This is a genomic window from Chloroflexus sp., assembly GCF_034432675.1.
Lineage (GTDB): Bacteria > Chloroflexota > Chloroflexia > Chloroflexales > Chloroflexaceae > Chloroflexus.
Genome location: NZ_DAOUBI010000083.1, coordinates 1 through 22,172 on the forward strand (window position 1 = coordinate 1; position 22,172 = coordinate 22,172).

Annotated in this window: 18 protein-coding genes and 1 pseudogene; 8 read left to right on the forward strand and 11 right to left on the reverse strand. The window is 55.9% G+C overall.

What is annotated here, in order from left to right; genetic code table 11:
- Together VAE55_RS06565 and VAE55_RS06570 are read left to right on the forward strand one after the other, a co-directional pair.
- Positions 1 to 245: pseudogene (locus tag VAE55_RS06565) on the forward strand (hypothetical protein); the annotation flags it as partial.
- 412 nt (positions 246 to 657) lie between these two features.
- Entirely contained in the window at positions 658 to 4,323 is a 3,666-nt protein-coding gene (locus tag VAE55_RS06570) for an SCO7613 C-terminal domain-containing membrane protein (protein ID WP_322815000.1), read from the forward strand.
- A 324-nt stretch (positions 4,324 to 4,647) separates the two neighbouring features.
- On the opposite strand, the gene gap is transcribed toward VAE55_RS06570, so the two are convergent.
- Both gap and VAE55_RS06580 read right to left on the reverse strand, forming a co-directional pair.
- Positions 4,648 to 5,673: a type I glyceraldehyde-3-phosphate dehydrogenase gene (gene gap, locus VAE55_RS06575; protein WP_322815001.1), complete on the reverse strand. Its 1,026-nt coding sequence runs from the start codon at positions 5,671 to 5,673 to the stop codon at positions 4,648 to 4,650.
- A gap of 193 nt (positions 5,674 to 5,866) precedes the next feature.
- Positions 5,867 to 6,082: a hypothetical protein gene (locus tag VAE55_RS06580; RefSeq protein WP_322815002.1), complete on the reverse strand. Its 216-nt coding sequence runs from the start codon at positions 6,080 to 6,082 to the stop codon at positions 5,867 to 5,869.
- Between the two features lie 524 nt (positions 6,083 to 6,606).
- On the opposite strand from VAE55_RS06580, the gene VAE55_RS06585 reads away from it, so the two are divergent.
- Both VAE55_RS06585 and VAE55_RS06590 read left to right on the forward strand, forming a co-directional pair.
- A complete protein-coding gene (locus VAE55_RS06585) occupies positions 6,607 to 7,221 on the forward strand; it encodes a CvpA family protein (RefSeq protein ID WP_322815003.1) in 615 nt (204 codons plus the stop codon).
- A 716-nt stretch (positions 7,222 to 7,937) separates the two neighbouring features.
- A complete protein-coding gene (locus tag VAE55_RS06590; RefSeq protein ID WP_322815004.1) occupies positions 7,938 to 8,633 on the forward strand; it encodes a hypothetical protein in 696 nt (231 codons plus the stop codon).
- A 455-nt stretch (positions 8,634 to 9,088) separates the two neighbouring features.
- Here the strand turns inward: VAE55_RS06590 and tgt are convergent, their stop codons facing one another.
- The 8 genes from tgt to accB form a co-directional block, all read right to left on the reverse strand.
- Complete coding sequence (gene tgt / locus VAE55_RS06595; RefSeq protein WP_322815005.1) at positions 9,089 to 10,306, reverse strand: tRNA guanosine(34) transglycosylase Tgt; 1,218 nt, start codon at positions 10,304 to 10,306, stop codon at positions 9,089 to 9,091.
- Positions 10,307 to 10,421: 115 nt separating this feature from the next.
- Positions 10,422 to 12,053, reverse strand: coding sequence for a flippase (locus VAE55_RS06600; RefSeq protein ID WP_322815006.1), 1,632 nt, complete (start codon positions 12,051 to 12,053; stop codon positions 10,422 to 10,424).
- Positions 12,050 to 12,835 carry a hypothetical protein gene (locus tag VAE55_RS06605; protein ID WP_322815007.1) on the reverse strand — a complete coding sequence of 262 codons (786 nt, stop codon included), beginning with the start codon at positions 12,833 to 12,835 and terminating at the stop codon, positions 12,050 to 12,052. The genes VAE55_RS06600 and VAE55_RS06605 overlap by 4 nt, the downstream gene beginning before the upstream one ends.
- Before the next feature lie 75 nt (positions 12,836 to 12,910).
- Positions 12,911 to 13,291 (reverse strand): RidA family protein, encoded by a 381-nt coding sequence (locus VAE55_RS06610; RefSeq protein WP_322815008.1) that lies wholly within the window; start codon positions 13,289 to 13,291, stop codon positions 12,911 to 12,913.
- 16 nt (positions 13,292 to 13,307) lie between these two features.
- Positions 13,308 to 15,266 (reverse strand): hypothetical protein, encoded by a 1,959-nt coding sequence (locus tag VAE55_RS06615; protein WP_322815009.1) that lies wholly within the window; start codon positions 15,264 to 15,266, stop codon positions 13,308 to 13,310.
- A 17-nt stretch (positions 15,267 to 15,283) separates the two neighbouring features.
- Positions 15,284 to 15,481, reverse strand: coding sequence for an exodeoxyribonuclease VII small subunit (gene xseB / locus VAE55_RS06620; RefSeq protein WP_322815010.1), 198 nt, complete (start codon positions 15,479 to 15,481; stop codon positions 15,284 to 15,286).
- On the reverse strand, positions 15,474 to 16,667 hold the full coding sequence (gene xseA, locus VAE55_RS06625; protein WP_322815011.1) for an exodeoxyribonuclease VII large subunit: 1,194 nt from the start codon (positions 16,665 to 16,667) through the stop codon (positions 15,474 to 15,476). The genes xseB and xseA overlap by 8 nt, the downstream gene beginning before the upstream one ends.
- A gap of 4 nt (positions 16,668 to 16,671) precedes the next feature.
- Entirely contained in the window at positions 16,672 to 17,214 is a 543-nt protein-coding gene (gene accB / locus VAE55_RS06630) for an acetyl-CoA carboxylase biotin carboxyl carrier protein (protein ID WP_416181174.1), read from the reverse strand.
- Positions 17,215 to 17,388: 174 nt separating this feature from the next.
- Here accB and VAE55_RS06635 point away from each other — a divergent pair, with 174 nt between their 5' ends.
- The gene (locus VAE55_RS06635; RefSeq protein WP_322815013.1) at positions 17,389 to 17,610 is read left to right on the forward strand and encodes a DUF2892 domain-containing protein; all 222 of its coding nucleotides are present in this window, start codon (positions 17,389 to 17,391) and stop codon (positions 17,608 to 17,610) included.
- Between the two features lie 645 nt (positions 17,611 to 18,255).
- Positions 18,256 to 18,804: an RNA 2'-phosphotransferase gene (locus tag VAE55_RS06640; protein WP_322815014.1), complete on the forward strand. Its 549-nt coding sequence runs from the start codon at positions 18,256 to 18,258 to the stop codon at positions 18,802 to 18,804.
- A 154-nt stretch (positions 18,805 to 18,958) separates the two neighbouring features.
- Here the strand turns inward: VAE55_RS06640 and VAE55_RS06645 are convergent, their stop codons facing one another.
- Positions 18,959 to 20,044, reverse strand: coding sequence for a polyprenyl synthetase family protein (locus VAE55_RS06645; protein ID WP_322815015.1), 1,086 nt, complete (start codon positions 20,042 to 20,044; stop codon positions 18,959 to 18,961).
- A gap of 426 nt (positions 20,045 to 20,470) precedes the next feature.
- Between VAE55_RS06645 and VAE55_RS06650 the strand changes: the two genes are divergently transcribed.
- Both VAE55_RS06650 and VAE55_RS06655 read left to right on the forward strand, forming a co-directional pair.
- Positions 20,471 to 21,070, forward strand: coding sequence for an RNA polymerase sigma factor (locus VAE55_RS06650; RefSeq protein WP_012259574.1), 600 nt, complete (start codon positions 20,471 to 20,473; stop codon positions 21,068 to 21,070).
- Between the two features lie 12 nt (positions 21,071 to 21,082).
- Positions 21,083 to 21,967, forward strand: a complete 885-nt coding sequence (locus VAE55_RS06655) for an anti-sigma factor domain-containing protein (protein ID WP_322815016.1) — start codon at positions 21,083 to 21,085, stop codon at positions 21,965 to 21,967.
- The last annotated feature ends 205 nt before the right edge of the window (positions 21,968 to 22,172 follow it).

Here is a 22,172-nt window from a genome sequence, read left to right on the forward strand (position 1 = left end):
TCGCCACCGCCGGCAGGGGCTGGCCGTGGCCGCTGATGCGCAGGCACAAACTTATTGCAACAACACGTCTACGCGCAGGGATCGCAAGCATGCCTGACCGACTCGATGATCGAAACAAGCACATCCAGCACCCCCGTGACCAGGATGGGGAACAGTATGCCACGTGCCGGATCGTGAGCGCGGCTGGCGCGGCAGCATGGCTGCCGCACTCCAAACTGCGCGACACGCACATGATGCGCGTGTAAGGCAACCTATGCAGCACGTAATACCACGGCTGGAGCGGCGTACTGCCGCCGGGTCAGTCGCTCAAAACAACACCCATAGCGATCATACCCGCTGATACGCACGTGGTTGATACCAGTTATGGGTAATGCATAGCCCGTTGGGGGCGGGAACCAGCAACGCCGAAGGGCTCCCGCTGGCGTGGGTTGGTGCAGGTGGGCGAGGCCGGTGCGCCGGAGGCGCACGCTCCCAGTCCATACCAACATACACCCGCTAGGGGAGGGAAGCGACGTTGGATGGCTCCCGCTGGCACGGCTATCATTCGTCGCTGCCGGAAATGAAAAAAGGCGCAAAATTTTTACTGAATTGTTCATCAGAAGCTGCTATGATTAGCCAAAATACCATTGTTCGGGATAACGTCGGAGTAGCCTGTCTATGGAAGCTCTTGTCATCCTGGTTTGTCTGATTCCGATTATCTTCTTTGTCGGGGTGATTGGTTTTGTGATCGGACAGGCAACAGCTCGTCGTGGCGATCTGCGTCGTCAGTTTGCCGACCTGGTTCGCTTCTGGCAGCAATCACGCCAGATTGATCGCGCAACTGCTGAACACCTGCTTGCCTTGTTACGCTCGCAACCTGGTGACACCGCAGTAGCCACACCAGAAGTCCAGTCAGCACCATCGCCGGGTATGTCTGCGCCGGCCCCTGTACCGACAGCGCCTCAGAATGTTGTCACGCAACCGGACAGCGCAGCACCACCGGTTAAACCGACGCAACCGCCTCTCGCTTATGAGTATGGGGTGGTAAGCCCCGCTACAGTAACGCCACTCACTCCCGGCACACAAGCCCAACCATTGCATGAAGGGCAGGCTGCTTCGTCAAGTCTTCCCGCAACCTCGTCGGCGGCGCCGGTTGCCGCAGAACGCCAACCGGACGATGTACAAGCCGTACCGCCACTTCTGGCTGCCTTGCTCTCGATGGGCGCCCGCCGCACGCTTTTGATCATCGGTACCTTCCTGGTGATGATCTCCAGCCTGGTGCTGGTGATCTTCAACTGGAACCGCTTCCCTGCCATCGTTCAGGTCGCATTTTTGAGCGCATTTACCGGTGGTTTGTGGGGGGCAGGCCATTGGATGCAGCAAAGGACAACCCTGACTACGGCAGGTCGCAATTTGCAATCGGTAGCGATGCTGATGGTGCCGGTGGTGGTGTTTTCGTTTACGCGACCCGGTTTATTCAATCTTGAGGGTTCTCTCGCGCTTCTGGTCACAAGTACGCTGAGTTTCCTTGTGTACACGATTGGCGCATGGCGCAACCAGCGACTCTTCTACAGTCTGGCGGCCAGTACTGCTGCCTGTGCAGTGTTGGTCAGTAGCTTCTGGTGGTGGTCGATACCGCCAAGCTGGCAACCGATCTGGTCTTTTATGTTGTCAGGAATTGCGCTCGTTACCACCAGACTCCTCGATGATCATCACCGCGCAAGGCTGGCGCTGGGACCGCGAATTATCAAAATCGCTGTACCACCACTGGCCCTTGTGATGAGCATGGGTTTCTTCCTGGTCAATCCAATCCCGGCTGAGGCGACTACAACGATCATCGTGACGCTGCTTAGTGCTGCTTTCGCGGTAGCGTTGGCGTGGCTCGACAGGCAGCCGCTCTGGCTGTGGGCAACGGCAATCCTGATCCCCATGGCGGCAATGGTGGGTGTGGTTCACGCCGACGATGAACTGATGTGGATCAATCTGAGCTTCGCCGGTTTGACACTACTCTACCCACTGCTGGCAGTAATTGCTGAACGGCGCAATCCGGCATACTCCAGACCATTTCTGGCTCTGATCCTTTTTCTGGCCATTGTCGCCGCTGTGAGTGCGACCGACTGGATTGCGATTCGGCGCAGCTATCCAATCCTGATTGCTGCTACGCTTCTGATCATCGGTCTACTAGAGGTTCGCCGGCTGACGCTCCTTCAACCCTGGCGCAACGAGGTGGGTGGTAGTTTACTGGCGGTACAGCTCGGTTTGCTGGCAATTTGGCCTGGTTCGTTTGTCGAAACCTGGGAGCTGCGAGCTTTGATTATCCTGGTTGTCGGTGCAGTGGCTTTTATCGTCAGTGCCATTCCCATCAGAGGTTTCCTCTCATATGCACCGCCGATCTGGTGCTATGGCGGCGCATTCCTGGTAGCAGTCGGCGCTGGATGGAGTAGCTGGCTTAGTTCCGATCTGCGTCTGCCCACGCTCGCAGTCGCGACCGCCCTCTACGGCTGGCGGGCTATCATCAACCGTGAGCATGTCTGGGCGTTTATGACGATTACCACCGGGCTGGTGTTGAGTGACGTGATGCTGGATCGCGTCGGATGGCTGGCGAATACCGATCACTATCTGTTGGCGAGTGTACTGTTCGCAGGTGGTCTGAGTATCGGTGGAAGTGTTCTCAACAAATACGCTGTTCGATACAATTATTGGGCACCGTCAGCGCTGGTCTGGGCAGGAGTGCTGGGTAGTATTGGTTCCATCCTCTTTCTGAGTGCATTTCTCAGCCCAACCCACGCCGCAGTGTATGCCGCCCTCATCGGGAGCGCAACTATTGCCGTCCTGAGTGTGATATATCGTAACTGGCGCTTCGGCTATCCCATCGCGTTGCTTCTGGCCGGCGCATGGGCAATGGCGATAACCAGCAATCTGATCACCTGGAACGGGAGCTGGCACACGCTGTCGGTGCTATTACTCGCCCTTGCCGTCGGTTATGGCTTGATCACACTCGTACTGCGTGGCTGGTCGCCGTTTGATCGACCGTATGCCCAATCTGCGCTTAGCGTCGCATTACTGGCACCGTTACCGGCAATCTTCGAGCTGAACGCCTTTATCTTCCTGCCCTTACCCGCCTCACTGTTGCCGAACCTGGCCCTGACGGCTGCCGGTTCAGCCGTGATGATTACAATCGGCGCATTTGTGTATCGGCGCTGGCGATTAACGAGTCTGACGCAGATTCAGCTTTTGATTGCCCTGGGCAGCACTATTCACTGGTTGAGCGCCGAAAACAGCACGGTAACCGGTTGGAGTCTGCTGGTTACGGCGAGCTTTATCATGCTGAATAGCGCGGTTGTCCGTCGCCAATTCTCAGATGCCCCAGTTAACCACATCACTGCAGATAGTTATGTCATCAGTAGCACGGTCATGCTAGTAGCACTGGCATTTCTGTTCGATGGTGTCATTGGTCAGCTTAGTCTGCCGCTGCTGCTGGTCGCGATAACTATCGGCATCGTCGCCTGGCTTGAGCAGAGCCGCCTTGTTGCTGGTCTCAATCTGATAGCACTGGTGGGGAGTCTCCTCACTGCACTATCGCTAACACCGCTCACCCTCGCATGGCAGGCAGCCTGGTTTGTGCTTTTGCTTGTCCCATTGTTACTAGTGGGCTGGATAGCGTCACGGTTACGCAGTACGGCCATCTGGCAACAACCTTCACTCTGGATTCCGCTGGCTGCGGCTGGATTTGTAGGGTTGCTGGCCCTGACCGATCTGCGAACCAGTGTTGTGGCGCTGGTGAACGGTGGTGTTTTACTCGTGACGGCTACGCTGCGTGAACGGAACAGTTTGTACGCCTACCTGGCCGGTACCCTGTTCGTTGCAGCCAGTCTCGGTCAGTTTTTGGTGTGGGAATTGCGTGAGCTGCAACTGTACGTTGTGCCGGTAGGGGTCTACCTCTTCGGGCTGGCAGCCGGTATTCGGCGATTTCAGCGCCAGATTCAGGTGGCACGACTGGTGGATGGTGCAGCCGTCTGTTTACTGCTCGGCGCAACCTTCATCCAGGCTGCCGGATCGGTGAGCAATATTAACTACATTATGTTGTTTGGTCTGGAGTCGCTGCTGGTCGCAACCTACGGTACCCTTGCCCGTTTACGGGCACCGTTTATTGGCGGCGTGACCGGTTTTGTGATTGGTGTACTCTGGATGGTTGCCAATGCAGCGAGGATGCTCAACCAGTGGCTCTTGTTAGGTACGTTGGGGATGTTGATGCTCCTGGCTTACGTCATCCTTGAGCGACAGCAAGATCAACTGCGTCGTTTTGGCCGCGATCTGGTCGTGCGCCTGCAACAGTGGCAATAGTATCAAATCTTGAGTGACCCGGTGCCTGACAACCTGTTACTGGATATGCGGTGAATCGTGACGATTCGTCTCCTCCGCACCGTGGCTGTAACCTACATGATATGGATAGGCAGGTAGGGGTGCGTGGGGGCGGGTTCTGTAGGGGCGGGTTCTGCAGGGGCGGGTTTAGAACCCGCCCCTACTCATTGCCATGCAAGGGATGCGGCGAACGGGTATGCCTTGAATCGCGTGACGCGCATTGTATTCTTCAGATTTGAACTAACATAAACGGCAGGGACTGGCAATCGCGCAGTCCCTGCCATGTTGTGTCACCGTGTGAACACTCTACTCGAAGCGGTCTACCACCAACGCGGTCAGATCGGCAACTCGCACCGAATAGCCCCATTCGTTGTCGTACCAGGCCACAATCTTGAAGAAATCGTCGCCCATGCTCATCGTGAGCGGTAAATCGACCACACTGCTGTAGGTGGTACCGATGAAGTCGGTGCTGACCAATGGATCGTGGCTCACGCCGAGAATGCCCTCGAGCTCTTCGCTCTCGCTGGCTTCGATGAAGGCCTGGTTGATCTCCTCTACCGAAGTCTTCGTGCTCAGCAGCACCGAGAAGTCAACCATCGACACCGTCGGCGTCGGTACGCGCACAGCATAGCCATGGAACTTCCCTTTCAATTCGGGAATGACCAGCGCTACTGCTTTCGCAGCACCGGTTGTCGTCGGTACCATGTTGATAGCCGCAGCCCGGGCCCGGCGCAAATCCTTGTGTACGTTATCCTGCAAGTTTTGATCCATCGTGTACGAGTGAATGGTCGTCATCAGACCACGCTCGATCCCGAAGCGATCATTGAGCACCTTCGCTACCGGCGCCAGACAGTTGGTTGTGCATGATGCATTCGAGATGATGTGATGCTTCTCGTGATCGTACTTCGCGTCGTTCACACCCAGACAGATGGTGATGTCCTCACCTTTCGCCGGCGCCGTGATGATCACCTTCTTCGCCCCCGCAGCGAGGTGAGCTTTGGCCTTTTCTGCATCGGTGAAACGGCCGGTCGACTCGATCACGATATCAACCCCAAGCTCCTTCCAGGGCAATGCTGCTGGGTCGCGCTCGGCCAGAGTCAACAACTCGTAGCGAATATCGTCCTGCTCTACCACAATCGCCTTTTCAGTCACCGTCACTTCGCCATCGAAGGCACCATAGGTCGAATCATAACGAAGAAGATGGGCCAGCGTTTGCGCGTCGGTCAAGTCGTTGATAGCGACAATCTCGAACTCTTCGGGGTAGTACTCCAGCATTGCCTTGAAGCTCTGGCGTCCGATCCGGCCGAAACCGTTGATAGCGACGCGAACCATGTAAGCCTCCTTAAATACTCAAACGAAGATGCTCAGGCCAACGGGCCGTGAGCCACAATGGCATAACCTGTTGCCATTGACCGACGCGGTCATTATAGCATCTTTGCACGTCTGCTCACATACAGATTTCTTACCCACCGGGTAGAGAATTGTTCACATTGAAACGATTAGACGGACAGTCACACGAGTGTCATTACCGGCTATGCATCCCTCGCGGTACCAGCGCTTGATCAACGATGGTCATCCGTGCTGAATCGCCACCGGGTATGCCATTGGCAAGTCGCGAGTTGATTATCGCAGGTCGGAGGGCCGGTTCAGCACCAGGCTGAGCATTTGCCATCGTGCCATCACCGTAGTGGTAGAGGGCCCAAGGCCATACCGGATACCGATATTCAGGTACGGTTAGCAAGAGGTACACCTGACCTGGCATCGCATGAGATGATGGGTTAGGCATAGGAGAGGAATAGAAGGGGTAATGAGAAATACCGTGGCGCCCTAAACATCAACAAGCAAAGGACCAGCGCATCCTAGCGGCCGGTGGTACATAGCGCGAATCAGTGCGGATGCATGGCTTCCTCTTAGCAGACACACGGCACGAGTATGGCTGTGCGAAAGTGGGGGTTGTGCCGATTGTTTGGGTTGGATGGGGAATCAGCCGGAGACTCGTGCTTTCAGGTCGCGGATAACCCGCATGTCTCATCCACGTCAGCTTGCGGTCGCGAGGTTTGGGGTACGAAAGACGTACTTCTAACTAACCTAACCAGCGTTGTACGCTGCATCTGCGTGGATGCACCCATCCACCAGAATATACTCAGGCCATCGTTCATTCTGGTACAGCGATTAAGTCATCATTCAATGATGAGGTTTTGGCATTCTGCATCTGAATTGCTACAATATGTAGTATACACTCTGCGTTAGCGAAGGAGAGAGGGCATGGGTCATCTGTTTATCGATGGGGGAGCGATAGTACTTCTAGTTCTGTTTGTTACAGCAGGGTTTCGGCGGGGGGCATGGCAGAGTGGGTTTGTGTTACTCGGCACGCTTATCGGTACCGTGCTGGTTGACCTCTGGCGCAATGGGGTTGTGCATCTGCTAACGCCGATAGGCATGGCTACCGGCTGGCCTCTCTTTCTGGCTCTGAGTAGTCTCCTGTTGATCGCGATAGTGGTTGGCTACGGGGTTGATACGATTTTTGAGCTTGGCCTGGAAAATGCTGCCGAGTGGTCGCATCGGTTAATCGGCGCAGCGATTGGTATGGTGAATACAGCCCTGGTCATCACATACCTTGCCCGCTATGCCGGTGCCGCCTGGCCTGATCCGGCTACCACGGCATGGTTGACAACCACGACTGTAGTGCCACTGGTGATCAATCTGCTCCCCTGGGGTATGCTGGCTCTGACACTGATCGGTCTGTTGATCTGGTTGCTACGCTTTCTGCATGCGATTCATACCGAACGCGAATTAGATACCGATAGATTACCACCGCAGGAAGCAAATCTGCGGGTACTGGAGCGGATCGATCAGGCGCTTGGTCACCGGCGTCGCTGATGCCAATGGCTGAGCTGAAGCGTTAGCCAGCACATACTGTCAGAACCGAGCCTTATCAAGCGGGGAGCAGAGGAGTGTATCAGTTATGCTTCCTTTTCAGTTTTTAGCCCGATAGTGTTCCACGTCAATGGAGAAGGAGAGGAGAACGTATTGCATGCATCAATGTACATCGTTTAGGTGTACCACCAGCGAGCATTGTAGGGGCGACGCCTGCGTCGCCCCTCCTGGCGTCCAGAGGTGGATCGTTCAGGTGCAGGATCAGGGTAATGATTGGCTGGTGTGTCATGACCTCTATCCTGCCAGATTTGATATTACGTGCTACACCCCTCTGATAAGTGGAAGTCAGGCTTCGTGCCCACCGTGATCGGTACATTTATACAATGGTTTAGAGTACGCCGACCCCGTATCTTCAGATGATTGCCTGAGCAGGTGTCTCAGATGTATTACAATATGTTGTACGGCTATTCTGCATACAATGCGAAACTCTGCAACGAAAGAAGGCCACAATGCAGCAACGAACAGTATTCGCGTTTACCCTCGTTCTTACTTTCGTGATCGTTGTTACGATATCCGGTGTTCGTGTGCTCATTGCCTAGAGCGCCGGCGTATATGCACCACCATCTACCCTCAACTGCACCACGCATACAAGTAGTCTTGATCTGACGACAAATCAGGTTACGCCAGTAGTCGGCAGTATTGTTCAGATTACTGTTACCTTGACCAATGCTGATTGTGGGCAGATTGGGCAGCCAACCTACCAGCTTTTGCTTGAACCGTCATCGATCCTTGCACCGATCTCACTGCTCTCGATCACAAACTATCGGGCTTTAGCAAGTGGAGAAAGCGATACGGCTTCGTTTCAGTTGCAAGCAATCGGGGTCGGTGAAGTCGCATTACGGGCCACGGCGAGTTTTGAGGTGCATCTAGGGTATCCCGGCCCGGCATACTGGGCATTCGATAGTTCACAACCGTTGTCGGCAACTGTTCCACCAACGCATCAGGAAGCTGTTGTATTGCAACAGGCAGCGTATGAGATCGGGTGCTACCAACAAGTTGATACGATCAACGACTCGACTTATCAATTTCAGTGTACCGGCGGCGCCGGTGAGACGATAGGAGCTACGCTTGAGCGCTTTACCGATGAGTCGGCTGCTCAAGCTGCCTTTACTGATAGGCGAGACACCTTACCATTGGTCACATTTCGCTGTTATGACGCTTTTACACGAGCGATGGACGATCCGGCAGGCACTATCCAGCACATCTGGCAGGCAGAGTCGTTGCTTGTGACGACGTATCACCAACGCGTGACCGATACGCTTACGTTGTCAGATGCGGTGTATCGCGCAGCCGTGCGTAATGGCCTACTTGTGGCGTGTGATCGGGTGTTTGTGCCGGTTGTGCAACGGCCGTAACTCTTTCGCCACATCCATATACAAGGTGCACCGGTGCTGGGTCCCGCCGCGGTAGCCGACACGCCCCCACCCTTACCCGCTGGGAGCAGGAACTACTGGTGCAGGTGACGAGTGCGCCGTAGGCGTGCGCTCCTGGCTCGCAGGGATTGCTGGTGTCAGTGACGAGCGCACCTATGGTGCGCGCTCCCAGCTCACCAGTGATACCAGTGCTTGCGTACCGCAGTGTGGTGATCGTGTGGCGGCCTTCAGTTGACGTTAGACAGTGTGCTGTGATAAACCTGATTTGCTGGGAGTGGTTTTATCGATAACCGGTGCGTTTGCGGTTGATGGCCTCTCTGTATCGCGAGGGCGGGCAGGCAGAGGTGGGGTGACTTGGGCACCGCCTCGTATATCGTGTCTGATGGCTATACCCATTCACCCAGCCATAATCCGGTCGCATCGGGGATGAGGAGAGGCTATTCGGGCGAAGATAAAACCGGCAGCGGTTTGCTCAACCATTCGGTGTAGAGTTCGCCGAAGCGTCCGGCAGCCAGGGCGCTGCGGATGTCGGCCATCAGGTTGAGCAGGAATGTGACGTTGTGCAGGCTTACCAGTCTGATGCCAAGCAGCTCTTTTGAGCGGTAGAGGTGATGGATGTAGGCGCGTGAGAAGTGGCGGCAGGTGTAGCAGGGGCAGCCTTCTTGCAGTGGCTGCCGATCGTCGCGGAGGGCGGCGTTGGTGACGTTGAGCCGCCAGTTGCGCTCGCGGTTGCGGATCAGGGCTGCACCGTGGCGGCCAAGCCGGGTTGGGCTGACGCAGTCGAACATGTCGATCCCACGCGCTACCCCTTCGAGCAGGTCGTCAACGTCGCCGACGCCGAGTAGGTGGCGGGCCATGCCGTCGGGCAGGTAGGGCACGGTCATATCAACCACTTCGTACATCTGAGTTTTGTTGGCACCGAGCGAGCCGCCGATGCAGAGGCCGTCGAAGGCCATGTCGCTGATGTAGCGGGCGCTGACCCGGCGTAGATCGGGGAAGATGCCGCCGTGGACGATTCCGAAGAGCAGTTGATCGGGGTTGGGCAAGGCTGACCGATCCCGTCGTTGGTGCGCGATCAAACAACGTTCGGCCCAGCGGTGGGTACGGGCCAGGCTTTGAGCGGTATAGTCGTAGCCGGCGCGAAATGGCGGCAGCTCGTCGAAGCAGACGATGATGTCGGCGCCGAGGTGGTGCTGTACTTCGATGCTGCGTTCGGGGGTGAAGACGTGGCGTGAACCGTCAAGGTACGACTTGAAGATGACCGCCTCTTCGGTGACGGTGACCATATCGTTGAGGCGCGTTGGATGGGCAGGACGACGGCCTTTCACTTCGTCGGCAATCCCGCCGTAGACGAGTGAGAAGACCTGAAAGCCGCCACTGTCGGTCAGAATCGGGCCGTTCCAGCCCATAAAGTTGTGCAGGCCACCATGGCGGGCGATCAATTCGTGGCCGGGCTGGAGGTAGAGGTGGTAGGTGTTGCCCAGAATGATTGATGCGCCGTGATCACGGAGTTCGTGGGGGGTGAGGGACTTGACGGTTGCCCGCGTGCCGACCGGCATGAAGACCGGCGTGGCTACCGTACCATGGGCAGTTTGCAGAAGACCTGCGCGAGCGCGGCTCTTAGGATCACGAGCGGTAATGGTAAATGGTGCCATACAGTTTATTTCGTAGCTGATACGACTATCAGGTTGTTATCAACACAGGTCGGTATTATACCCGACTACCATTGCTGATCAACAATAAGTGCTATTGTCCCCACCCATCACTTTGTCAGGGTGCTGTCCGACCGGCAATTCGCCGCGCCAATGCCAGCTCTTCGGCACCAATAGCCCCTACCATCCACAAGCCGGCAATATAGACAACCGGGCCAATCAGAATTGCACCGACACTGCCCAGCCAGCCCGGTAACCAGAGGATTGCCGGTGCCATCACGACTGCCATCAACAGGCTGGCGAGGGCAGGACGCCACATGAGCCGGTGAATCGCCGGTGCCAGACCCTCACGGCGTAACACCGGATGAAAGACCATATACAACACCACTTCTGACAAGATGGTGATCACCGCCGCTGCCAGCAGGGCGTCTTGCGGGCGGCCCCACCGAATCGCGAGCGGGATCGCGATTAGGTTAGCGGTAAGGTTGAAGGCAGCACCGATCACAAACGCGCGGGTAATCGCCGTCTGGCGCTCAATCGCGATCAAGACGTACTGTAACAACCCGTTGACAAATGAAAGAGGAAGGAACCAGGCTAGCATCGCCAGAACTGTCACCGAGGGCAGGTATTCGGCGAAGCGACGGCGGGCGAAGAGCCAGACCAGATCGTCGGCCAATACGGTCATGAGCATCGCCAGCGGAAACGCGATGAGTAAGAGAAGATGGAGGGTGCGCTGTTGGGCGGATGCCAGTTCGCTCCGCACACCACCAGCCCGACGCGCTAACAGCGGGAACACGGCAAAGGTGACCGCAGGCGGTAAGACCAGAGCAATGTTGAGTAACTGATACGGCAGAACGTATTGCTGCACTAGAAGATCGGCATTACTACCGCCGAACGCACGCACGATGAAGAGATCAAAGCGAAAGAAGATGACACTCAACAAATTATTGAGCATCAGTGGCAGGGCTTGCGGCACGAGCTGGCGGAGCGCTGTGCCATCGAAGCTCAGGGTTGGGGTGAAAAAGGTGCGTACCTGCAAGGCCAGAAAGATGAGCGCGGTGATCGAGCTGACGAAGACTGCGGCCCAGGCCAACCCGATCACTCCCCAGCCCAGCACGAGAACGCCAATGCGGGCCAGAAAACTGAGTAGCGCCGTAAACACCTCAATGACTGCCGGTACCTCCATGCGTTCGGCGGCATTGTAGAGAGCGGTGACCGCACCACTGTAGGCGCCCGGTACCAAGGTCAAGAGCAGAATCCAGATCGCCTGCTGCCCATCGCCGGTGAGCGGTTCGCTGAGGCCAAGGACACCGATAGCATGATAGGCAGTGATGACTAGCCAGGCGACCGGCACGGCAGCCACACCGATCAAGATGAAGCGCAAGCCGAGCGTAACCCCGAACAGGCGTTGAGCAGCATTTGGATGGCGGGCGACTTCGCGGGTAAGCAGGACACCCAGCCCGAATTCGGTAAATGTTGCCAGGTACTGAGCGACCAAGAGGGCGGCAGTGTTGTATGCGCCTAGGACAGCCGGATCGAGTGAACCGACCAGGAGGAGCAGGATGACGGTATCTAGGCCACGCACAAACAGCCGTAAGCCGAAGGTAACGGCACTGTTTTTGAAGATACGACGCGCAGTGTTTGCCGGGTCGTCGCGATACAAACGCCGCCAGAGTATGGCACCTGCCCCGAGGATGAGCAGGCCGGCACCGATAAGGAACAAGACCAGAGTCAAACGATCAACATTCATGGCAATTGTGTTGTCATTTTAATTGCACGACCATCACTGATCAGGCGAATTGCGCCATCGAGTTTGGGATGGTACACCTGCGGTGCCAGTCGTCGGCGTTCGTACAGCGTGTGGAGCGCCGGTTCAGCGGCTTGAAAACCGGTACTGAAGGCTACTACACGCACACGGATTTGATCAAGCATCGGGTTGTCAATAGAACGCTGCCAGGGATAAATCAGCAGGTCGATCTGTTGACCGGCCAGTGTAGCAAGCGCTCCATCACCGCTGCTACCACCGGTATGGATGAGAATACGAGTCGCACGATACTCAATGACAAGCACAGCACCGCCCTCTTCGCCCTCGTGGACGGCTAGTACCCGCAGCCGAATACCGCCGAGATTAAGCTTTTGCCCGGCCTGTAACCGGTGAATTGGGGTTGCCAGATCGCGTAACACCGCACGCCATTCACCGCCAACGTCTGATGGTGCGAGCGCCAGTGCCGGTTGATAGCGACGTAATGCGCCCAACTGCCCAGACACGTGTTGATCGTCGACCTGAGTTAGCACCACAGCCGCAAGTCGACGCTGCCAGAAGGGGAGATACTTCCCCAGCTCAACCGCCAACCCTATCGGGTCACGACCACCATCAATGAGCGTAAACGAACCGCCGGGCGATTGAATGAGGATTGCATCGCCGGCGGTTGGCAGCAATATGACGTGCAAATTCCCGTCAGGACACTGGAACCAGGCCAGCACCCCGATGATTCCGATCAGACCGGTAAACCACCACAGCCGCTGTTGCATATTATTCTCTGGTTCACTATACGTGTGTGCTCTGTATAATAAACCGGACAACAGCGGCAAACGTTGCAGTGGATTTCAGGCTAATGCAATAACTTCGATCTCGATCCGGGCATCGCGCGGTAAACGCGCCACCTGTACCGTCGAACGGGCCGGTGGTGCATCACCGAAATGTTCGGCATAGGCCGCATTCATCGCAGCAAAATCGTTCAGATCAGCAAGGAAGACGGTGGTCTTCACAATGCGGTCAAGCGAGCTACCAGCGGCCTGGAGAATCGCAGCGATATTCGCAAAAATCTGCCGAGTCATTGCCCCGATGTCGTCGGTGACCAGCTCATTGGTAGCCGGATTGATCGGCAACTGCCCAGAAACAAAGATCAGATTACCGGCCCGAATAGCCTGTGCATACGGCCCAATTGCTGCCGGAGCAGCGTCAGTACTAATGGGTGTACGTTCCATTGGTATCATCCCTCGCTTAACGTAAGAGCCAGAACCCAAGCATCACAAAAATATGCCAGATCACAGGGAGTAAACCACCGAGAATCACCTGTGAACCATCCCATTCATAGACTTCAACCCAAAGCGCTGCTGTGACCCAATAGGCAATAGCCAGCGCACCAAACCAGAAGAGAGCAGCTAACCAGGGCAAGTTGATCAGCAGACATACCAGCGCCAGCAGCATCGGCAAGAGGCGAGGCATCTGCACAAGCGAATAGAAGGCAAAAATGCGCACCTGATCCTCTTCGTTGGTAAAATTGCCTTGGATCAGGAACGAGATGATAACAATCAGCGGCCACTCTAGCAAACCGGCCAGCCAAAACGCGAGACCGCCGAAGATCATCCCCATATGGGGCCAGCGATCCCCGTCGAGCAGCGCCGGGAGTGAGAACATCAAACCAATCGGTAACGACACCAGCAGCATTGAGCGGGCGGCGGCCCAGAGGAGCGAATTGATCGAACGCTCACCAGCCGCAAGCTCTACTGCCATAGCTTTGATGGTGGCAACCGGCTGCCCGATCAGTTGCAAGTTTGGCGCAAACGCTGTCGGTTGGAAGCGAGGTGTCCCTTTCATTGGAGGAAGATGATTCAACCGCTCGGCACAACGAACTATCAGATCGGTCCAGTTGTTCATATTTCCGGCCAGAATAACTCCTGGCTGCCATGTGCCGCTGACGATGAGACCACACAAACGACAAAACCAGGGCAGACGTGCGGATTGGACAAACGCGATCTGTTTGCCAGAACCCAGATCAATCACATGACACGCCTGTACCTGCGTCCAGGGGATATCGATACTGAAGGGTCGTCTCTGTAATCTCCGACTGTAGCCAATGGTCAGGTTCTGCTGGCCAGCCACGGCGACTATCGGTACTGCGGAAACGATGGCAAGCCCGGCAATGATTGCCAGGGCAAGCATCAGATGGGCAGCGATCAAGAGCCAGAATGGCGCCGGTAGATCGGCACGCCCAGCGATACCAAACAATGATACACCTACCCCTTGATACGACTCGAAAATCGCCTTATAGACCGGATCGCGACTGACCCACAACGCAGCCGGGTTACTACGGTAGGTCGGAAAGAGCAGACTCAAAGCCCGATCCCAGTAGCTGCGATAATGAAAAAATGCCAGCAGGAGAATGACTGTGGCTGAACCAAAGGTAACAGTTTGCACCAACGAAAAGCGCGGCAGTGTCGCCACCACATCAGGCTGGTTGGTCGGCGGCAGATTCACCGCTACTGGAGCTGCCTCGGCAGTCGACTCACCCCGGAGCAGCAGACCTAACAATGGAGAACGCCGCTGCTCATCAACCACCACCGGTTGACCGCCCTCGATACCACGAACAACCCGTGCGTTCTCTTGCAAGATGGTATTCAACAACTGATCGAACTCATCAATATCCGACGAGATGAAGAAGGCCGGTCGCAAGGTTGTGCCATACAACAGACCGTACACACGGTGCCAGCCGGTCAGCCGCTTTGCCCGCTTCGCCGGAATAACCAGCAGGATGAAGCGCTGCCCAGAGGCATCGCCGGTCACGTGAATGTGTTGCAGGTCTTCCCAGGCAACCGGCAGCCAGCTACCGGAAAACGCGACCAGCAGACCACGACTACTCACCCGAACGGCGGGAAAGGCATTGAGCAAGACCAATGCAATCAGCAAGCCGACCAGTGACCACAGCAGCACACCCAGCGCCTCACCCATCCAGAGGTTGAGGTCTTGGGGTAATGGCGAGAGCGCATCAAGCAGCGGGCGGAGCCAGGAAGTACGGCGCAACCAGACAACCAGACCTTCGCTAGCCGCTAGCAAGCCGCGTGCCAGTTGGTACAGCGCACTGAACACACTGAGCAACACAAGCAGACTCCCCAGCGTTACCAGTCCTACACGACGACGCCATGGGTAATCGTATATCTTCTCGGCAACCATGACGCTCATAAGCGACCCGCCTTTCGTCAGGCATCCGCAATCTGGCGAACCCGTAGTTCCGCCATGTCAAGCAATTGCTGACAGATAGCGGCCAGTTCAGCACCTCGTTCGTACAGGTGCAACGCTTCAGCCAGTGACAATTCGCCGCGTTCCAGGCGTTCGACAATCTGCTGCAACTCGGCCAGTAATCGCTCGTACTGCTCAACTGGATTCGGCTCACTCATTCGTCGACTCCACAGTGGCATGTACAATCCCGGTGCGCAACGTCAGCGCGATGCGCTCACCTGTCTGTACCTGAGCTGAATCGGTAATGACTCGCCCATCGGCGTGCTGGGCAATCGCATACCCACGGGCAAGGGTTGCTTGCGGACTAAGCGTGTTCAGACGGGATTGCAGACCTTGCAGACGTGTCCGCTCAAGCTGAAGCCAGCGGGAGAAGGCTCGCTCCAGCCGCAGCATCAGATCATCAATCGTCTGTCGGGCTGCATCGAGCCGGCGACGGGGATGATGACGCTGCAACAAGAGCCGCTGCTGGGCTACTTCACTGCGTTGGGTATCGATGCCGGTCAAAAGCGCGACTTCTGCACGTTCATGCAGTTCTGTAATCCGCTGCCGCAGATCGGAGAGCGGCGGCGCGACCAGCTCGGCGGCGGCTGAGGGAGTCGGTGCACGAACATCGGCTACTGCATCAACCAGGGTCGTATCGGTCTCGTGACCAACACCAGTAATGATCGGTACCGGGCTGGCGGCCACTGTGCGTACAACCTGTTCATCATTAAAGGCGGCCAGATCGTCGCTGGCGCCACCGCCACGGGCCAAAATGATAACATCAACTGGTTCGGCGTAAGCACGCCGCAACGCGGCGACAATACTGGCCGGCGCTAACTCACCCTGCACCAGACACGGCGAGAGGATAACTTCGGCCAACGGGTAACGGCGACGAAGAATGGTGAGCATATCTTGCAAAGCAGCCGCCTGTGGCGATGTCACAATGCCGATACGACGCGGCAGAACCGGCAACGGTCGCTTACGGCGTTCGTCAAAGAGTCCTTCTGCCTCAAGACGAGCGCGCAGATGTTCCAGTTGGGCATTGAGTAGACCAACACCGGCTGGAACAATCTGATCAACGACAAACTGCAACTCACCGCGTGCTTCATAGAAACCGACCCGGCCATGCGCCAGGACAGCTTCACCGTTAGCCGGCAACAAGGCGATTTGTTCAGCTTTCGAGCGCCAGAGAACGGCACGAATGCTCGCCTGCTCATCTTTCAGCGTAAAATAGCAATGGCCGGAAGGGTAGCGGCGAAACTCTATCACTTCCGCCAGCAGCCAGATGTCGAAGAACAAGCCTTCGTCTTCCAGATGAGCACGCAGTGCACTATTGAGATCGGATACCGTAAATGCACGCATGAGATTAGAGTGGTTCGATCACCATCAGTGGTTGCCCATACTCGACCGGCTGACCATTCTTGACCAGGATGCGGGCAACCCGACCGGCCACATCGCTCTCGATCTCATTCATCATCTTCATCGCTTCAACGATACCAACCGTATCGCCAACCCGAACTTCATCACCTTCCTGGACAAACGGTCGATCTTTCGGCGAAGGAGCCGCGTAGAACGTACCGACCATTGGTGCAGTAATCGTATGACCTGCCGGCATCTCGACCGGCGGCCCTTCCGGTGCAGGTGGCGGTTGGACAAATGGAGTGACCGGTGTAGCCGGCAAGGACGGACTGGGAATCGGTGCTGTTGGTAGTGGTGCCGAATAGATCACACCACCCGGCTGACCACGCTTGACATGCAGCTTGGCATCACCGTTTTCAATCGTAATTTCGTAAACGTCGCTCCGTTCGAGCATTTGCAAGAGCAAGCGAACGGCAGCGAGACCGAAAGGATCGGGCTGATCGGCTGGCAATTCTGTTGTTTCGTCCTTCATAGCTCCCCACAGCATCATTTTGGCGAAACTACCCTATTGTATCACAAGAGGCGCTGCGCTACGCTACATACCAGAATACGCCTCTCAATACCGATAAGTTATCGTCACAGCGAGTAGCAATATCTTTACCGACAACACTCACAGAGATTGTTATGCTAGGCACGAGATATGGTGTAGAGAAAGGACAAAGTTATGTTTTCTCGCAACATGGGCACACTTGATCGCGATATTCGGCTGGTATTGACCATGGTTTTTGGTCTCATTTCGCTGTTTGGTCAGATATTCTGGCTCCAGGTCATTTGTGGTTTCCTGGCGTTGATTATGTTTGCCACCGCTGCATTCGCAGTTTGCCCATTGTATTCGCTGTTTGGCATCAATACCTGCAAGCGAGAACAGACAAAGAAGCGCGCCTGATCGGTACGTGTACGGTAATGGACTTCATGACGGCATCGGCTATGTGAATTATATCACACTCTCTACAAGGTTGTAGAAATCACCAACAGCCGTTCGTGAGCGGATACAGGCGGTATTGCTGCCGATGATGAGGAGTAGGGGCAAATACGCATTTGCCCCTACGTTCGTTGGTGCGCACCATCGTGTGACATTTGCGAATAGCAGCAGTGCACTCTATGCATTAGTGTCACACGACTAAAGCTACATTGACCTGATGCCTGCCTTGTCCCTACCGATGATTTGCCGACACTTCGTATGGTTTGGTATGCTGGGAAAAGCCGACTGGATCGCAGTTTCCATCCTCCGTTCGCTTGCAGGCGACCCTTCAACGGTATACTGCACTGCAAATGACGAGACGTAGCGGGCAGAGTCAGGCAGATCAGTGCTCAAAGCGTATCATTCTACCTTCTAGCTGACAGATGAAACTTTGCCGACACTTCGTATGGTTTGGTATGCTGGGGAAAGCCGACTGGATCGCAGCTTCCATCCTCCGTTCGGTCGAAGACGACCGTGCAACGGTGTACTACACTGCAAATGACGAGACATAGCGGGCAGAGTCAGACAGATCAGTGCTCAAAGCGTATCATTCTACCTTCTAACCGACAGATGAAACAGCGCGAACTCATCCGAATCAGTAAGTTTCTCAGCCTGGTGCTGCGCCACCGTCCTGAACAAATCGGGTTAAGCCTCGACCAACACGGCTGGGCAGAGGTTGATGAACTGATCCGGGGCGCCAACCGCCACGGCTTGCCGTTGAGTCGGGCGCTGCTTGAACAGGTAGTTGCCGAAAACGACAAACAGCGCTTTGCCTTCAGTGCCGACGGTCGGCGGATTCGGGCAAATCAAGGTCATTCGCTACCGGTTGATCTACAACTGACACCGGCACAACCGCTGCCCGTGCTCTACCACGGTACCGCGGAGCGCTTCGTGGAATCGATCAAGCGTGATGGGTTACTCCCCGGCAAGCGGCAGTATGTACATCTTTCCCAAGACGAAGCGACAGCGCTTACCGTCGGGCAACGCCACGGTCGACTAGTTGTGTTGACCGTGCATGCTGCGGCGATGACGGCTGCCGGTTATGTGTTTTACGTATCGGCAAATGGGGTATGGTTGATGAAGCAGGTACCGGCAAGGTTTATTAAGTTTCCGGCGTGATGGAGCATCATTCGTATTATCAGAACTCGTGGGGCAGGCTAGAAGCCAGCCCCACAATGACCACCTCTTGCCCAGGGAAGGGCATTTTCTCCCGTAGCAACACCATCACCCTCTGTGTACTCCGTGCCTCTGTGGTGAACACTGCCCCCGTGTACTACACCGAGCGCTCAAGCACAAAATGGGCAATGTCGATCAACGCCTGGCGGGCCGGGCTTGCTGGGAACCGCTCAAGGTGACTCACCGCCTGGTCGATATGCCGGGCCGCTTCAGCCTGGGCCGCGGCCACACCACCAACATTGATCACTTCACGGATCACCTCGGCCACCAGCGTGTCGGATGGTGGAGTGTGCATAAGCACATCGCGCAGAAGCTGATTTGGTGATGCAGCAGTGGCATAGATGAGCGGCAACGTAATCGTACCCTGACGTAAATCGTTCCCGGCAGGCTTCCCAAGGGTGCGCTCGTCGCCGATAAAATCGAGGACATCATCGATGATCTGGAAGGCCATACCCAGATCGTAGCCGTATCCTCCCAGCGCAGCAATCTCTTCATCACTTCCGCCACCGGCAACCATACCAGCCTTGCAGGCAGCCTCGAAGAGCGCTGCCGTTTTGGCCCCAGTTTTGTAGAGATACTGGCGCAAGGCTTTATCAAAAGGCTCAGCAACTGTAACCGGACTGAGTTCGCCCTCGCAGATTGTCTGGACCGCCTCGGCATAGAAGGTAACAATCCGTGGATCAGGACTGCGAGCCATCTCGGCGGCAGCGAGGGCAAAAAAATAATCGCCTACCATCAACGCCACGTCGTTATCCCAACGCGTATGAACCGTGATCTGCCCACGTCGACGATTAGCCCGGTCAACCAGATCATCATGCACCAGTGACGCAGCGTGAATCAGTTCAGCCGCCGCTGCCGGATGGATCACCTGTTCAAGCTGATAGTGCCCAAGGCGTGCGGCCAGCACAGCCAGAGCAGCGCGCAGTCGCTTACCACCAGAGCGCACCGTATGCATACCGGCGGCACTGATAACCGCAACACGAGACTGCGTACATTCAAGCAGACGTTGCTCGATGGCACCGAGATCGGCCAGAATATCGGCCCGGTGGAAGATACCGGCCAACCCACCAGCAGTCTGGGGTGGAAGTTCACCGACAAGACGATGACTCGATGGCAGCGATGTACGAGCCTCTGGTATAGTGAATGAACCTGACGGATTGAATGGTAACTGGTAGCCGGCCATGCGGCTGTTCCTTCCTAGGATCGCCGAGCCGGTCTGGCGCCGGAGGCGACGACGATCCGGCGATTGTGGTGATTAATGCCAGATACATAGTGAGATATTCTCACCTTGTGATATTCACCACAATCTGAACTATATCATATTCATCGCGACTGTCAAGCGAGACGCTGTCAATATAACTGTACCATAAGTTTCGCTCATTCGAGGGCATTTCATAAGCTGTCACGTTCAAAACAGGAGGCTACGCAGGAAAGACGAGAAATGCCGACAACTACTATCGTCGTGTAGACGCGGCATCCCCTCGTTGTGTCGCTTACCACGAGCGGAGAAGTGATTCGTGTATAATAGGAATTGGTAATCTTCGCACATCACCGCATTGATATGCATCCAGATTGACGTGGTGTGCGTATATTTCATGAGAGGTTGGCTGTGGCCCAACCGATTGATGCAGCGCATCTGTCACGATTAAGTGATGAATCTCTGATGGAGCTGGTTGCTGCCGGTGATAGTACAGCGCTCGCTCACCTGTACGACCGCCATTCGCGGGCAGTGTATGGTCTGGCGCTGAGAATGCTGGCCACCGCTGAAGCGGCTGAAGAGGTTGTACAGGAGACGTTCTGGCGTGTCTGGAAACGAGCGGCCACCTTTCAACGCAACAGTGCGTTTTTGCCGTGGATGTTCGGTATTGCCCGCAACCTGTGCATTGATGAATTGCGTCGACGTCAGGCCCGACCGGTGGCTGCCAGTAACAATGAAGATATTTTGACAACGCTTACCGATCAGCAACAGAACGTTGAGCAATCAACCATTGAAACCGAACGTCGGCGGCTGATCACCAGTGCTCTGGCCGATTTACCGACCGACCAGCGTGAAGTTATTGAGCTGGCCTATTTTGGAGGCTTATCGCAGCGAGAAATCGCCGAGTACTTACAGAGTCCGCTTGGCACAATTAAGACAAGAATTCGTTTAGGTTTACAGAAGTTGAAGCAGACCCTGCTTCACTACGGCATCGATGCAAACGACCACTAGAAGAGTAGCTGCATGCACGACCCTGACCGCGAACATGAACAATCTCTCCTCGCTGCAGCCGCGCTCGGCAGCCTCGATCCCGCCGATCTGGCAGCGTTCGAGCAGGTTCTGGCCAGCTCACCCACTGCCCGATCTGAATTCGAGCAGTTGCGCGAGGTAGTTGCTTTGTTGCCTTATGCAGCTCCACCGGTTACGCCACCGGCCCATGTCCGTACCCGCCTGATGGAGCGTATCGCCGCTGACCAGGCTGCACAGGCTCCGCTGCGACGAGCACAACCCTCACGTCGGATTGGCACCGGCTGGGTAACACCGCTGATACTGGTTGGTCTAACCCTGGTGATTGCGTTGCTGGGCAGTCTGACGTTGTCATTGCAACAGCAGGTGACAGCCTTAAATGAGACAAACCAGCAACTACTGGCTGCGGTGAATAACCTCCAGGCAGCGGTGAATGCCAGCGAAGAACGACAATCTCAACTGACGGCACAACTGGCGACTTACGAGCAGCAGTTGGCACGGTTGAACGATCAGGTTGCCCAGGAGCGCCTGTTGGTCTCGTTTGTGAGCGCACCTGGCGTGGCGACTCGTGAGCTGCTGCCAACACGGGCCGGCGTTACGGCTCGCGGTGAGATGTACATGTATCCAGGTGAAACGCAGGCGGTGGTTGTGTTTAGCGGATTGCCAGCGCTCGAACCAGATCGGGTCTACCGCTTCTGGCTAAGCGATGGCACACAACGCATTGCTGCCGGTTCGTTTCAAGTCAATGCCACTGGCCTGGCAACGCTGATGGTCACGGCACCGCGCGAGGTGAATGCCTACACCGAAGTGATGTTGACGGTAGAGCCTGCTACCGGCACTGCACCGGGTGATGTCGAGGTTATTCTCACCGGGACGTTGTGATGGTGGCATGAACGGTTGCTTTCAGATAAACACGTTCATTCTCTGGGAACGCGAGCATCAGGCTCGCGTTTTGTTTTATAACCAGGATGTGGTGTTTTCAAAAAACATCTACTAAATGCTTTGTTACAAACATTGATTAAAAGTGGTAACAATGGCTTCTGCACCCGCGAGCAAGCCGTTCTGGCAACGTTGCGCGTATCGCCTC